The organism is Pseudobdellovibrionaceae bacterium, from assembly GCA_020635075.1.
Taxonomy (GTDB): Bacteria; Bdellovibrionota; Bdellovibrionia; order Bdellovibrionales; family UBA1609; genus JADZEO01.
In genome coordinates this window covers 33,601-48,012 of the sequence record JACKAM010000001.1, presented here as the reverse complement: position 1 = coordinate 48,012, position 14,412 = coordinate 33,601, and the positions used below count along the sequence as shown (strand labels likewise).

Here is a 14,412-nt window from a genome sequence, read left to right as displayed (position 1 = left end):
CCGTTTCCCGAATCCCAGATGGTTCATCGGAAAATTTCTGTGCGACTCAAGTTTTGCGCGTTTATGCCGTTCTTTCAGTCGGGGGCACACGAAGAACGGGTAAAATGTGAATAGTATTTTTGCAAAGTTAGAGAAATTTGAAAAAAATGGCAGGAAGTTTTCTGTTGGTGTCATCGTGTTGTTCACTTTGCTCACGATTCTCGCTGCGCTCCAACTGGAAAATCTCCGCACCCATTATTCATTTGATCAGTTTTTACCCGCAGACCATCCCCTTTTGAAACAAGACCTGAGTATCCAAAAGACTTTCAACCTCGAGGCCTCCTCACCTTACTTGCTCACCCTCAGTTTACCACCTGACTCCCGTGCTTCCTGGTTAACGCCCGCCTGGATGGAGCGACTCCAAGAACTGACTAGGAGTCTCCATGGCACCAGTGAAGTGGACAAGGTGACCAGCCTGTCCAATATTCGTCTAGCAGTGAGTGATGAACACTCCTTTGGCACTGGAACCCTACTGGAAATTCAAAAGCAGGGGCAGTTTCGACAGGATCGCCTGCCCTGGAGCCTGTTGATACCCCAGGTGTTGTCACTTGATCACAAGCACACCCTCGTTGCGGTCTACCCCCGACTGGACCTGTCCTCTTCTGATCACGAAGCTTTGCACCAAAAACTCTATCAAACCGCGCACCACTACTTTTCGACGGCGCGAATCCAAGTTGGAGGCGGCCCGGCGATAAAAACAGAAATGAACAAATTGTTAATGAGCGAGATCCAGCGATTTCTGGTTCTGTCTTTGCTGGCTGCTCTCGCTGTTTTGGCTTTTGTAGTGAAGAGCCCCTGGGCCCTGGTGGTCGCCCTCTTATCCGTGGCTCTCGCCAATTTGTTTGGCCTGGGTTTCATGGCCGCGATGGGATTGACCTTCACTGTGTTGTCCACGACCGTTCCGGTACTTATTACGGTAACCGCAGTAGCGGTTTCCACCCACACCTTCGTCCGCCTCAATGAGGAATCCAAAGGCGGCCACCTTCACTTTTCCATGGTGTTCAGGGTTCTGCGTGAATTGGCCCTCCCTCATTTACTAACTGCGATCACCACAGCGGTGGGCTTTGCTACCCTCTTATTTAATGATAGCGAGCTCATCCGCGAGTATGGCCTAAGCGTTGCCACTGCTGTGCTTATGAGCTGCGTGGTCACCCAGCTTGTTTTGGCTGTTGGACTTTCCCGCCTACCCTGCCTCATCACTCGCGACTGGCGACCTCTGCGCCTTTTCTTTGCCAGGCGAATTCTTCAGCATCGCGAAATCCTCTTCGTCACCGTGTTGTCCGCCTGCCTGCTTATAGGCCTCAACGGCAACAGCATGAACTGGGGAGCACGTCTTTTTGACGATTTGCCATCTGGCCAACCGGCGCGAACTTCAACCGAATTTATCAGCGCCAAATTGGGAGGAGTGATCCCCCTCGAATTCTCCGTTCAAGCTCCTAAGGGATCGGAAAAATTTTGGCTGAACCCAGAAACCCTACAAAAGCTTCATCAACTCACTGAGCGCTGGCGAGCAAAACCCGAAGTCCTAAGTGCTCTCAGCTTGGCCGATTGGATTCGTGCCGGCAATGGTCAGGGCCATTTGCCATCAGATTCAAAGGCCGTTGCGGAAATTCACTTCCTTTACGGAATGGATCGAAACAACCCACTAAGGCAGTCATTGACCAGCTCGGGAGAGTTCACCCGCATCAGTCTTCGCCTGGCCGACCTGCCAGCATCCGACATGACCCAACTTGTTCATCAGCTGGCCGGCGACATTGAAGGCGAGTTCCCGGGGGTGATCACGCAAAAGGGTGGGTGGGCTGCCACCGTTCCGGAAGTTGGACAGCAGCTCAGTCAAACCCTCATGTATGGCTTCTTCCAGGCCTTATTTTGGATTTTTGTTCTTCTCTGTGTCATCTTTCGCTCGGTTCGTTGGGCCTTGGTGGCAGTTATCCCAAACTTGGTGCCCGGTGCGATCATTGCCGGAGCGCTCTCAATCACCCAAACCCCCATCAAACCAGGAATTGCACTGATTTTTGCCATCTCTTTAGGTATTGCCTTTGATAATACGGTTTACATCCTTGAGAGACTCAAACATCGGTTGAAATCCAAAGGCCACCTTCCTATCGCCACCACTCTTGCCCGAGAACTCAGCCCTTGCCTGGCTTCAAGCCTCTCTTTGTTTGCCGGCTTCTCTGTGTTTTTGTTTTCTTATTTCAGTATTAATCAGACCTTTGGACTGTTTATGATCCTCTCTCTTATTGCCGGGCTCATTGGCGATCTGGTACTCTTACCGACAGTACTGGGGTTATTTCCAAGATTACTCGGATCAGGTTCAAAACCAGACCGCCCCTTGGCGACCGTGATCCCCTTGTTTGTGAAGGAGGCACCTTCTATGATGAAAAAAGCTGCCGCACTGGCACTCATCACAATGATTGGTCTCGCTCTCTCCAATTCTGTCGACGCCACTAACCAGCTTACAGCTGAACAAATTCTCGGCAAAGTGGAACAACGACTGTCGGCTCCCAATGAGTTTGTCACCCTCAAAATGAAGATTCATGAGGCTGATGGCTCGAACAAAGAGAGAACCTTGCAGATAAAACGTAAGAATTCGTCCCAGAACCAAAAGGCCCTCGTCCGATTGCTGGCGCCCAGCGATCTCAGAGGCGTCAGCGTACTCACAGTTCAAGAGGGTGACGAAGAAAGCCAGTGGCTTTACCTTCCATCCGCTGGGCGATCACGAAGAATCACCGGATCCAGCACATCCAGTCGATTTTTGGATTCTGATTTAAACTATGAGGATTTCCGCTTCTCCACCTACAAGGCCTTTAACAACAAGATCTCAGGGTATCAAAATAAGCCTGAGGGACAGGAAGTTGTGATTATCAGTGATGCCAAAAAAGATGCCGAGAGTTCGTACAGCAAGATCAAGACCTGGATTAATCTGAAGCACTTCCGCATTGTCAAAAGTGAGTACTACGATAAAGATGGCAAACCTCTAAAGGTGATAAAGTTTGGCAACTACAAAGCCGTCCACAAGAGGTTTTGGCGAGCTCGGCAAATGAGGGTGGAAAACCTGCAGACCAATACCACGACCGAACTCACCATGACGGGCTTATCCACTAAAAAACTAGAGGACTCTGAGGTCTCTCTGTCTGCTCTCGAAGCAAAAAATTGATTATCCGCCGTTGGTCCGAAATCCCGGGAGGTCCAGTTGGACCCTGGGATTGTCGATGTTATCCTTTTTCTCAAGATCTTTGGGGACTTCAGGGAGACCATTGGTGGAAGCAGTTTCAGTCGTCATTCCTCTTTATAACGAGGAAAACACGATATTACCCACATTTACAGAACTCACGCGGGAGCTGGAAAATGCCGGGCTGACTTTTGAAATTGTCTACGTCGATGTCGGCTCCCGGGACCGTAGTTTTATGATCTCATCGCGGCTGGCAGAACACCACCCTCATGTTCAGGCTTTGAGTTTGCCATCTCCCTACCCGAGACTGACACAAGCGGAGGCTCTTCGCTTGGGTGCGGACTCCGCTCGCTATGAGGTTGTCTTATTTCCAGGATCCAGCGGCCAACTCCCCGCCTTTGAAATTCCCAATCTACTAAAAGCACTTCACGCAAATGAGTTGGATCTCATCTGCGGTGCCCGCAAGGGTGGAATGCGCTCCCGCCTGGCAAGTCAGGTTTCTCGTTACTTTTTGCGACGATTTTTCTCCCTTGATCTACGCGATTTCTGTTCACCCATTCGGGCGGTGCGCAAAGGTCGGCTGTCCCACTTTCTCCCAGTAAAAGGCTTTGATCGCATGCTCCCTTTGTATTTTAAACTCAAAGGCCTGAGTGTCTCTGAAGTTGGGGTCTCCACCCGCATCCACAAAACAGCCTCCTCTCCGGGCCCGCTATGGATCTTGCCCGAAATCTGGAGACTGCGGCGCCAGGTTCAACAACAGGGTCTGGCCTTCCTTGAAGAAATTCCCGGTCAAAACTGAACTGCCGACTATGTCATTAGCGTGAAATGCTGCCTTCGATTTTGTGAGAGGCACTACTTGCCGTTGAGGATTGGCCAAAGCCCACTCGCCCCTGAACCTTGTAGTTGGCCGACGAAGATGTTTGCGTTCCTGAGGACAGGTTGCCAATAGGTGGTTTGGTACCCACGGGAATTTTGTAATGGACCGTCACAATTGTGTCGCCGCTCGGGCCACCCTTTGTGAGCGAATGCAAATAGATATCGAAACTGAACTCGAAACTGGTATTCCAGTAGGCCAAGTCGGTCAAGCTCTTGAGACTCAGGGAGAAGCTTTTCCCATCCTTGCAGTTGATCACCGGAGCCGATGCCGACAGGTCTTCTGGCTTTGTCCAGCTAGTTTTGTCGGCTATGCGGATCTCAAGATCCTGGACTCGGCTGTCACACTCACCGCTGATAGGAATCAACTGCATGGGCGAGGTGAGAGTGATCGAGGACTTGGTTTTTCCAGCCAGCGTCGGCTGGGGAACCTTGTCACTACTTAGATCAGAAAACTCTGGCACCCCTCCTTCGCAACTCCAGATGACAAGGCACAGAAAAAAGGAGAGCAACCTGCCGCTCCCCTGCTCAATATCAAACTGATGCCTTTTTGATCCAAGATTCCTCATCGCCTGCTTATCGGCATTTGCCCGCCAAAAGTACAGGAGCCACCGACAATCCTCACCTTCTCGCTTTGAATCGTCTCAATGGGAGAAGTTGTCAGGACTTGGTCAATTTCGCCGGACTTTGGTCCGATAATATAGTGTGCGATCAAAGAGCGAATTTGGCGAAACCGGTCCGTTGGCTCACGAGGGAATCGAAATGATTCGTGGAATATCTGTGCGTTGCTTCATCTGTCGGCTTTTATTTGTGGCCGTATTTTGCTATCCGGTTACAGCTTTCACCCAAACGGATGTGGAGTTGAGCTTCACGTTTGATGGGCGCCTTTTTGACAATGTCGGCAATCCCAACAACACGGCATCGGCTACGTTCCGCTTCGTGATCATGGACCCCGGTGGCACCTGCCTTCTCTATCAGGAAAGCCAATCAGGAATTGACCTCTCCAATGCCGACCCCAATGAGGTGGGACGCTTTTCTTTGAAAGTTGGCTCGCCCATAGGCAGCCCTAAAAGATCTGGTCCTGACCCGGCCAATGCCATGGGAACTATATTTAGCAATCTTACATCTTCCTCAATTCCATCAATCGCTCCCTGTGCGTCCGGATACACTCCGACTTCTGGGGCCTCGCGACTTTTGCGGGTCTACGTGGACGATGGTGTGAGTGGGGAACAGCAACTCTCGCCCGATTATGTGCTCTCATCAGTGCCTTCAGCATTTGTTGCCCAAACCCTACAGGGCATTCCTCCGAGCCAAATTATTCAGTTCCTAGGCTCGGTCAATCAAACCAATGTGGAAGCTCTTACTTCCCGAGTGGGTTCGTTGAGTGCCTTAGGTGATGGAATCTCCACTGCCTACGTCAAAAGCGATGGGACGAACTGGGCGCCGGCAGCGGCGATCAACATGAACGGACAAAACATCACCAACCTCCCTGCCCCATCGGCGGGAGATCAGGCGGTGAACAAAACATATTCTGACGGAAAGTTTGGCGGCATGGATTTGAACCTCGCCGGTTTGGCTGACGGCCAGTCTGTTCGCTGGAACAATGCCATGACTCGGTGGGAAGTCTACACCCCCAGCGTGGCGACAGGTACCGTGACTTCTGTCATGACGGGAACCGGGTTGACCGGTGGACCCATCACCACAACCGGCACCATCAACGTCGATGTGGGAACAGGCCCCAACCAAATCGTGCAACTCAGTGGCAGTAGTGAACTGCCAGCCGTCTCGGCTGTGAATCTGACAAATCTCAATGCCAGTAACCTTGCCTCTGGCACTGTCGATAAGGACCGATTGCCTGCCACCTTTAATGGATTTTCGGTCATTGGCTCAGGAATTAATATGAGCTCTCAGTCCATCACTAATTTGGCTACACCAGTTGCGCCAAATGATGGAGCCAACAAAACCTACGTGGACACCATTGCCAGCCTTCTCGTGCAAAAGTCAGGTGATACGATGACGGGGCCTCTGAACATGAGCACCAACACCATCAGCGGCGTGGCCGCACCCACCAATCCGGATCACGCTGTCAATAAGGCCTACTCGGACGGCAAGTTAGGTGGACAAAACCTGTTCACCACTGGAGTCGTAGACGGACAAGCCCTCAGATGGAGCACCGGAAACTCCCGCTGGGAACCTTACACTCCCAGTGGTGGCGGCGGAACTGTTACTTCTGTCGGTGCTGGCGTGGGACTTACCGGTGGCCCCATTACGACCTCCGGTGTGCTCAACGTCAATACGGGAACAGGGCCCAACCAAATTGTGCAACTCAACGGCTCAGGGGAGCTACCCGGGGTTTCCGCGCCAAACCTCTTGAATCTGAATGCCACCAACGTCACCACAGGTACACTCAACAAAGATCGCCTACCTGCAACTCTCAATGGCTTTAGTGTCACCGGCAGCGGCATCAACATGGGTTCACAGTCCATCACCAACTTGGCCGCACCTGTAGGAGGGTCCGATGCCGCCAATCGATCCTATGTGGATCTTGCCGACTCCAACCGGGTCTTGAAGACGGGCGACTCCATGACCGGCCCTCTTAATATGAGTACCAATAATATCTCCGGTGTGGCGACGCCCACCAATCCAGACCACGCCGCCAACAAGGGATATGTGGACACAGCGATCGGAAGTTATGTTTTGAAATCTGGCGACTCCATGTCCGGACCGCTCAATATGGGTACCAATATCATCAGTGGCGTGACCACACCCACCAACCCTGACCATGCCACCAATAAGTCCTATGTCGACGCTCTGGTTGGCGCGATTCCCTCATGTAGCGGCGCTCAGAAACTACAAATTACTGGAGGGCCACCCTACACCTGGTCATGCGTCACCGACAACACCAGCCCAACAGGCCTTGCCGGTGGTGATTTGAGCGGCACCTATCCCAACCCCACTGTGTCCCGCATCCAAGGGCGGATCGTAAGTACAAATATCCCATCTACGGATCAGGTGTTGAAATACAACGGCGCTCAATGGCAGCCACAAAGTCTCCCTTGGCTTGAGAGTGGCGGCGACCTCTACCGCTCCACCGGAAACGTGGGTATTGGTAATGCGAGTCCGAGTTATAAGTTGGACGTCTCGGGAACAGGCCGCTTCACAGGAGACCTCTCTACCAGCAGCAAATTGGGCGTGGGTGGCCCCCCCGATGCTCTAGCCCCACTCAAGGTTACTGGCAGTGCTGTCGACCTCGTGCAAATTCAAGGAACGAGCACCACAGCCGGTATTAACTTTCGTAGCTCCGCAAGTGGTACGGGAAATCAAATCTATATCAACAACTCAAACAACTATTATATTCGCACCGACGGCGGCATTCGTATGCGCATCTTCGATAGTGACGGAACAACTGAGGTGGAAAAACTTCGAGTCCTGGGCAACGCAGACATGAATACCACCAATCGCATCATCAACACGGCAGATCCCGTGGCCCCCCAAGATGTGGCCACCAAAAACTATGTGGACAATGAAAACAAATTTATTGGCGCCAGATACATGATGTCCTCGAACCCCAACATCCCAAACGGGACTTGGACCAGGGTTAATTTTGACCAAATGGACTACGACATTGGAGGCAACGTGACCACTGGGGCTGGATGGGTCTTCACCGCTCCCAAAACTGGATTTTATCGAGTGGCCGTCAACTTGCAGTTTGTCGACCCCATCGCAGCGGGATCCGGTGCCGACTTAAAATTCTTTTGGGCCAACGGCACCCGGCAGGTGTCCATTGCCGGGAGATGGGGGGAGACTATTTCCTTTTATCCCGTCCTGACCGGTTCAACCACCGTTCGCATGAATGCCGGGGATACTGCCTATTTTGAATTTCTCCACGATGATCCTGGGAGCTACCAAATCGATGGGGCCAACGAGTACACCTTTTGCTCAATTGATTTCGCCGGCCCATAAGGGCCGTGATGCTCCACATCATCAAGACCCCTTCGCCGCCCAACCAGCTTTTTACTTGCCTCACTGCCTTGGCCAAGTGAAAAAAGAGAGCAAAGGGGGCTTTATGGGTAACCTAGGCCAGTGGATCAAGTCCTTTAAGGACCAAATTACCTCCGGAGTGCGCAACGAAATTGAAATCCAGCGCCTTCGATTTTCTTTTAGTGATGAGAACAGTAACGCCATTACCATGTCCAAGTTTGAACCTCCCCAGGGCACGGATTTTCAGTTTGAAAACAACGATGCGAGAGTTTCCTGTTTAGTCGGGATGCAGCTGAATCATGGCAACTTTAATAATAACCGTCTGCAAGCGGCGCAAATCCTGGGACTCACCCTGGACAGTTCCACCGTCAAAAGAAACAAGTTCAATGGCTCCACCATCGAAGAGCTCCTGCTTTCAGACCGATCCTCCTTTGTGGAAATTGTCCTCAACGGTAGTCGCATGAGCCATATGGAATTGCGCGACGGAAGTTATTTTACTTCCACCCGCATTGACGGCTGCAATCTGGAAAAACTCACCATCGGCGGAGCTTCATATCTGGAGGACTGCCGTCTCAATGGCGTGGCCATGATCAACACCGAGTGGGTCAGCGTAAGGGTGGCCAACTCCAAGTTCTTTGGGGTCAATTTTGCCGACACTCAATGGAGTGAAGTGGAAATGACCAACTGTCGATTTCGCAACTGCCGCTTCCTTGGCTCGCAAATCAAGAATGTCAAAATTCGTGACATCAAAATTGCCAACGTGGATTTTTCAGGACTGCAGATTAACAGCACAGATGAGTTTATGGAGGTCTTCATGGGCATGAAGAACCTCCAAAACAATCTTGAGGGATAAAATCAGTAAGCCAAAAGCTCCTGGGGATTGATGATTCCCGAGCGAACCTTGCCAGTAAAATCTTTGTTCAACACGGCCGTACGATTCATTCTGTCCAAAACCTGATCCATGGGAAGTCCGCCGCTAAAAGCACGGGCTAGAAGCCCTGCCACAATGGGCGTGGCCATGGATGTGCCACTCTTGCTCGCCCAGCGTCCTTTCGGCACAGTCGACATGATATCTGAGCCGGGAGCGGCTACGTGAACCGTGTCGAGACCATAATTGGTGAAGCTAGATGGACGATCGCTCATGTCTGATGAAGCCACAATGACCATATTCGAAAGGCCTTTGAAGTGAACTGGAAAGATCCCTTCAGCGATGTTGTCAACATCCCGAGATTCATTTCCGGCAGCGGCGACAAATGGTACACCCCTGGATTCTGCATAGCCAATCGCTGAGCGCAGAAGTTGAAGATTCTCCTCGCTGGGGTCAAAATCATCCCAACTGGCGTAAATCCGCCAGGAATTGGTCAGCACCTGAGCCCCATTGTCGACTGCATACATGACGGCCTCAGCGGCATCCGACAAAAAGGTGGAGTTATTGCCGGCGATCATCCGAACAGCCATAATTTTGGCTCCCGGTGCTGCTCCCTCCCCGCCCGAGTTGACATCGGGAAGTGCTGCGACCAGTCCGGCGCAATGGGTACCATGAGAGCTTTCATCCTTCGGGTCAGCATCGTCCTTAGCAAAGTCCCAGCCGTGAACGTCATCGATAAATCCATTTTGGTCATCGTCAATTTTGTTACCGGGAATCTCTCCCTCGTTGACCCACATTTGGTCCTTCAAAGCTGGATGGGTGTAATCCACTCCTGTATCGAGGACGGCAACAACTACCCCTCGACCATCCCGGTCCGCGGGCAAACTGGCGTAGTCCATGCGTTGAACATGCCAGGCCCGACGAGGCTTATTATTGGACCTTGCTGGCTCCACCAGCTCTAAAGGAAGATCAGCCGCTATGCCATCGGCATTGGTGAGGGACTTCAAAGCCGTGTAATTGTCCCTAGCCTTGACACTCATCAAGGAGTCTGGAGCCTCCAGGACCCGATAGACTTCACCGTCAATATTCAAAACTTTGACTTCCGTGATGCCAAACATGGACAAGCTGCTGATCTTCTCTCCATCGCCATTTTTGACAATCCAACGACTGGCAAATGCAGGAACCGTCGCAGCCAGAGAAAAAAACAGGACAAGACATCTCGCTCTACGGGTCATGGTCTCTCCCTTCCTTGGGTATGTTGATTTCAAGACTTTAACCCAGCCTGGCCGAGGCAAAAAATCCCAAGTGGTTCCATTTTGAAACTCTGGTCCGAAGTCTAGGACGGAGATCAGGTGACGCGCCACCATCACCAGATGTCTTTCCTCTCAACTCTTAATCTCTTTGCGTGTAGTGTCTCTGTTACAAGGAGAGGAAATTGGCAAAGAAGGCAAAATCCACCACTAGCGGAAGAAAAAGCGAACGAATTATCTGGACCTTAGACCTGCTTGATTTCAAACCAGGGCCGGCAAAGAAACAACTGCGGTTCGCTGAAGATCTTTTCCCTGATCGCAAGGTGGAAATTCAACCGACTTTTGTGTTTCGCGATATAAGAGGTGGGCAGAGTAACCACTATCAGTGGTGTACACTGTTGTTTAAGAAGGTTTTGTCCCAATTCAAAAGCAAGTCCCTCCGGCCTGGTAAAATTGTGACTCAGATCCCACCGCCTTATAATGTGCGCGCCTATGTGAGGGCCTTGCTCAACACCCCCTATACCAAGCGTGCCCATATGATTCTCGCCACGACGGCCAATCGCAGCGGCCTCAATCGGTTTCTGCTCGGCAGCTTTGCCGAAACCCTTTTGCTGACTTGCCACAAGCCGCTGCTGTTTTTTTCAGCGGGCAGCCGGGTTCCGACTTCGATCAAGACGATCATTTTTCCAACTGATTTTAGCGATGAATCCTTTCGCGCCTTCAAAATCTGTGTGAAGCGGGCGGCAGCCGTCAATGCCAAAATTCTCCTCTTTTACGCTGTTAACCAACGCACTTTTGATCCCAAGCTGACCAAGCGCTATATGGAGGAGAAAGCTCTTACCGACAAGTGGGTGTTGTGGGCAGAGAAGTCAGGAGTCCGCATCACGCCAATCATAGAAGCAGCGCCGGAAAACCCGGCTTCGGCACTCATCCATTTTGCCATTAAAAAGCGGGTTCACCTGATTGTCATGGCATCGGTGTCCTCTCCTGTGGAAGTGATTCTGGCCGGAAGTACCACCCGACAGGTGGTTCGCCAGGCACCGGTTCCCGTTTGGGTGATTCCCCCCGGCAACTAGATTACCAAGGAAATTTCTTCTTTTTCTTTTTAGACTTTATGCGTGTCATTAAGACACTGCGGTTGTACTCGGGAATCCGAACATCACCCTTTTTCACCTGGATACTAAAACGATCTGGAGTGCTCTCGGTTTCCAGGTCAAAAGGCACCCATTTGTCTCCGTCCGTGGCTTTGACACCACTGCACCTCAATTCAAAATCAGCGGGCCGGCTGGCAAAGGTGAGAGCCGTTTGATAGTCGATGAGTTCCTTGGTTAACAGGGACAGCAGACTTTGATCGAAGGTCTGCATCCCATAGTTAACAAAGCCCTCTTCAATGGCATGGATAATTTCGTGAGTGCGGTCGGAATTGCGAATGAGATCCTGAATGCGATCATTCACTACCATGATCTCCACCGCCGGCATCACCAAGCTCTTTTGCAGAGAAGGCACTAGTCTTTGTGAGACCACGGCCATCAGGTTGGCCGCCAGCTGCCTTCGAACCTGGCCATGTTGTTCACTCGGAAATGCAGCCAAGATTCGATGGATGACACCAGGGGCATCACCCGAATGCAGGGTTGAAAAAACGAGGTGTCCGGTTTCTGCTGCCACCAAGGCTGCCTCAATGGTTTCCCTGTCCCTCATCTCACCAATAAAGATGGCGTCCGGATTCTGCCTCAGTGCTGCTTTCAAGCCATCGGCGAAAGTAGCCACGTCTCGTCCGAGTTCCTTTTGGGTGATCATGCCTTTGGTCCCAGTGAACCGATACTCAATGGGATCTTCAAGAGTAATCACGTGGCGGTCTTGGCGGTTCACCATGTAGTTCAACAGCGAAGCCATGGTTGTGGATTTACCCGCTCCCGCCTTTCCAGAGATCAAAACCAGTCCACGCTGATAGCGGGTGAACTTTTTCAACTCAGAGGGAAGGTTCAGCTCATCCAAAGACATTGGAGAAACGCCGATGATCCTGACTGATAGCATCCAGTCCCCACGGCTGAGGCTGGCGTTGACTCGAAAGCGGCCGATTCCGCCACGCTCCATGCTGAAGTCAAAATTGCGCTTTTGCTTCATGAGGTGGATGGACAAGTTGTCTAATTCCGAAGTCAGTATTTGTTCGATGATTTCCGGGGTTAAAAGTCCAAACTCGTCGGTGAGGACTTCTAAGCGGCCCTGCCTTCTAATGATTGGGAAATTTCCTGATTTAATATAGAGATCAGAGGCGCCACTGTTGACGGCTCTTTTAAATAACGTATCCAAATGAAACGGTTCTACCCGCGCAATTCTAAGGTCTCTAGCCCCCACGTTCAGCTCCTTGATCGCCTAAGAACCCTCTCCGATTCTCACCCTGAGACAGTCCCTGCCTCATAAGAATTAAGGAGCATTTACCGTTCCAACCTGAACTCAACTCAATGTTTTTGGCGAAGTTTTGACGTCAAGTTTTCAGACACTGTAAAAAACACGCTCAACTTTTTGTGCGGCGCGCCGATAGGTCGTATGTGCCTGGCAGAAGCGTTGGCGGAAGGCTCGAATGAACTATTATGAGACTTGTTTCTCAAGCCTCATATTGTGGAACTCCCTTCGGGAGTAACACATGCATTCCTGCGCTCTACCAGAAATAACCAATTAACAAAAATTAATAGAAGACGTTTTTAAACACATCGTTTTGACCTCTGCACGTTTATCTCTTCATGGTCATCGTTTTTAAATACTCCGCTGAAAAATCAGGAAGATTAGGCTCCCTATCGTTGTCCGTTTCGTTGAAGGAGGAGACCAATGAGTGGTACGTTCCGTTGCCTGATGATTGCGGGAATATTGTTTTCCAGCTTTCCAGTTATGGGCCTTGATTTCGACCGGGAAATCGCCCGTCAAGAGGTGGTTACCGTCAGAGTTGTTGAGACTCTGCACCAAGACCGGGGTCGCATTCGACAAGCCCGTCATATTAAACGAAAGTTCCGTCAGCAAAGTAATGACTACAAAGTTACTTTGATCCCCAAAAAGAGGACTCGTAAGAGTTCATTCTGACTCTAAGGCAGAATGTGGTACTAGGGTTTGTCAATCCGTCGACTGGTGGGGAATCCAGTCGACGGATACGCTTTTCAATTTGAGACACTTTGCCTGAACTCAGGTCCCATTCTCGTTCGGTTTTTATTAAGCCCCCCCTCCTATCTTCCGATAAAACCTTGATCCTTGGTTAGGCCCATTGTTTGGGAAGGTCGAGACATGTTTTCACCAGATAGCCGCATACTCCTTATCGACGACTTTGAGTTGACCCGCGTCACCCTGCGCATAGGTCTCACCAATTTGGGTTACAAACACCTGGATGAGGCTGATGACGGTGACAGCGCACTCAAAAAGATAGTCGATGCCTATGGCTCTGGAAAACCCTACGACCTCATCTTCTGCGACTGGAATATGCCCAATCTGTCAGGGTTGGAGCTTCTCAAGAAGATCCGCCAGGACAATCGCTTCGTGCGCCTCCCCTTTATCATGGTCACCGCCGAGGCGGATCGAGCCAACGTCATTGAAGCTCTCATTGCCGGGGCCAATGATTACGTCGTGAAACCCTTTGATGCTGATATTATCTCTAAGAAAATTGAAATGGTCGCCAAGAAGTTGACAAGCCAGAAATCGGCCTAACCCAACTGAAGTGGGAGCGAATAATGCGAACTGATGGTTCGGCAGCAAAATGTTTGAGCCTCGATGATGCCCTAGGGGAAATATTAATTGAGAGCACGGTAAAAGTCTTTTCCATGACCTTTGGCATTGATGTGACATCCCAAGGCCATCAAATTGTCCCCAACTTTCAAGGTAAAGGGGATGTGTCCGGCTCAGTCGGTATGGTTCAGGACCGAATTGAAGCTAGCCTGACTGTCAGCTTTCCCGAGTCAACGATACTGGGTATTATCAATCTCGTCTATGACCCTGCCGTGACGGAAATCAACATGTCGACCAAGCAGGCCGTCGGTGAGTTAACCAATGTGATCTACGGCGTTATCAAGCAGGCTCTCAACGAACGGGGCTATCAATTTAAAATGGCCATTCCCAGCGTCATCGTAGGTAAAAGCCATTCCATTCAGCCGATTTCCAAGAGCAGCACACTGGTGGCTCCCTTTGAAACGCCCTATGGCCCCTTTTCAGCCTACCTTGTTCTGCAAGGGCAGCCGTAGGAGGACTTA

11 protein-coding genes are annotated in these 14,412 nt (G+C 51.0%); 8 read left to right on the top strand and 3 right to left on the bottom strand.

Annotation, left to right across the window (positions count from 1 at the left end):
- Window positions 1–106: 106 nt before the first annotated feature.
- Entirely contained in the window at window positions 107–3,196 is a 3,090-nt protein-coding gene (locus H6624_00215; protein MCB9082730.1) for an outer membrane lipoprotein-sorting protein, read from the top strand.
- 103 nt (window positions 3,197–3,299) lie between these two features.
- Window positions 3,300–4,010 (top strand): glycosyltransferase family 2 protein, encoded by a 711-nt coding sequence (locus H6624_00210; GenBank protein ID MCB9082729.1) that lies wholly within the window; start codon window positions 3,300–3,302, stop codon window positions 4,008–4,010.
- Between the two features lie 16 nt (window positions 4,011–4,026).
- Here the strand turns inward: H6624_00210 and H6624_00205 are convergent, their stop codons facing one another.
- On the bottom strand, window positions 4,027–4,548 hold the full coding sequence (locus H6624_00205; protein ID MCB9082728.1) for a hypothetical protein: 522 nt from the start codon (window positions 4,546–4,548) through the stop codon (window positions 4,027–4,029).
- Window positions 4,549–4,846: 298 nt separating this feature from the next.
- Here H6624_00205 and H6624_00200 point away from each other — a divergent pair, with 298 nt between their 5' ends.
- The gene (locus tag H6624_00200) at window positions 4,847–8,047 is read left to right on the top strand and encodes a hypothetical protein (protein MCB9082727.1); all 3,201 of its coding nucleotides are present in this window, start codon (window positions 4,847–4,849) and stop codon (window positions 8,045–8,047) included.
- Window positions 8,048–8,150: 103 nt separating this feature from the next.
- Complete coding sequence (locus H6624_00195) at window positions 8,151–8,918, top strand: pentapeptide repeat-containing protein (GenBank protein ID MCB9082726.1); 768 nt, start codon at window positions 8,151–8,153, stop codon at window positions 8,916–8,918.
- Window positions 8,919–8,920: 2 nt separating this feature from the next.
- On the opposite strand, the gene H6624_00190 is transcribed toward H6624_00195, so the two are convergent.
- A complete protein-coding gene (locus H6624_00190; protein ID MCB9082725.1) occupies window positions 8,921–10,168 on the bottom strand; it encodes a S8 family serine peptidase in 1,248 nt (415 codons plus the stop codon).
- A gap of 200 nt (window positions 10,169–10,368) precedes the next feature.
- Between H6624_00190 and H6624_00185 the strand changes: the two genes are divergently transcribed.
- Window positions 10,369–11,259 (top strand): universal stress protein, encoded by an 891-nt coding sequence (locus H6624_00185; GenBank protein ID MCB9082724.1) that lies wholly within the window; start codon window positions 10,369–10,371, stop codon window positions 11,257–11,259.
- A gap of 1 nt (window position 11,260) precedes the next feature.
- Here H6624_00185 and H6624_00180 read toward each other — a convergent pair whose 3' ends face one another.
- Window positions 11,261–12,538 (bottom strand): PilT/PilU family type 4a pilus ATPase, encoded by a 1,278-nt coding sequence (locus H6624_00180; GenBank protein ID MCB9082723.1) that lies wholly within the window; start codon window positions 12,536–12,538, stop codon window positions 11,261–11,263.
- 471 nt (window positions 12,539–13,009) lie between these two features.
- Here H6624_00180 and H6624_00175 point away from each other — a divergent pair, with 471 nt between their 5' ends.
- The 3 genes from H6624_00175 (at window position 13,010) to H6624_00165 (ending at window position 14,403) form a co-directional block, all read left to right on the top strand.
- Entirely contained in the window at window positions 13,010–13,258 is a 249-nt protein-coding gene (locus H6624_00175) for a hypothetical protein (protein ID MCB9082722.1), read from the top strand.
- Window positions 13,259–13,456: 198 nt separating this feature from the next.
- On the top strand, window positions 13,457–13,873 hold the full coding sequence (locus tag H6624_00170; protein MCB9082721.1) for a response regulator: 417 nt from the start codon (window positions 13,457–13,459) through the stop codon (window positions 13,871–13,873).
- Window positions 13,874–13,896: 23 nt separating this feature from the next.
- On the top strand, window positions 13,897–14,403 hold the full coding sequence (locus H6624_00165) for a chemotaxis protein CheX (GenBank protein MCB9082720.1): 507 nt from the start codon (window positions 13,897–13,899) through the stop codon (window positions 14,401–14,403).
- Window positions 14,404–14,412: the final 9 nt, after the last annotated feature.

What these genes read in the sequence shown, in the direction of transcription:
- H6624_00200 (MCB9082727.1), top strand. Translation starts at nt 4,847, where the DNA reads ATGATTCGTGGAATATCTGTGCGTTGCTTCATCTGTCGGCTTTTATTT.
- H6624_00195 (MCB9082726.1), top strand. Translation starts at nt 8,151, where the DNA reads ATGGGTAACCTAGGCCAGTGGATCAAGTCCTTTAAGGACCAAATTACC.
- H6624_00190 (MCB9082725.1), bottom strand. Translation starts at nt 10,168, where the DNA reads ATGACCCGTAGAGCGAGATGTCTTGTCCTGTTTTTTTCTCTGGCTGCG.
- H6624_00175 (MCB9082722.1), top strand. Translation starts at nt 13,010, where the DNA reads ATGAGTGGTACGTTCCGTTGCCTGATGATTGCGGGAATATTGTTTTCC.
- H6624_00170 (MCB9082721.1), top strand. Translation starts at nt 13,457, where the DNA reads ATGTTTTCACCAGATAGCCGCATACTCCTTATCGACGACTTTGAGTTG.
- H6624_00165 (MCB9082720.1), top strand. Translation starts at nt 13,897, where the DNA reads ATGCGAACTGATGGTTCGGCAGCAAAATGTTTGAGCCTCGATGATGCC.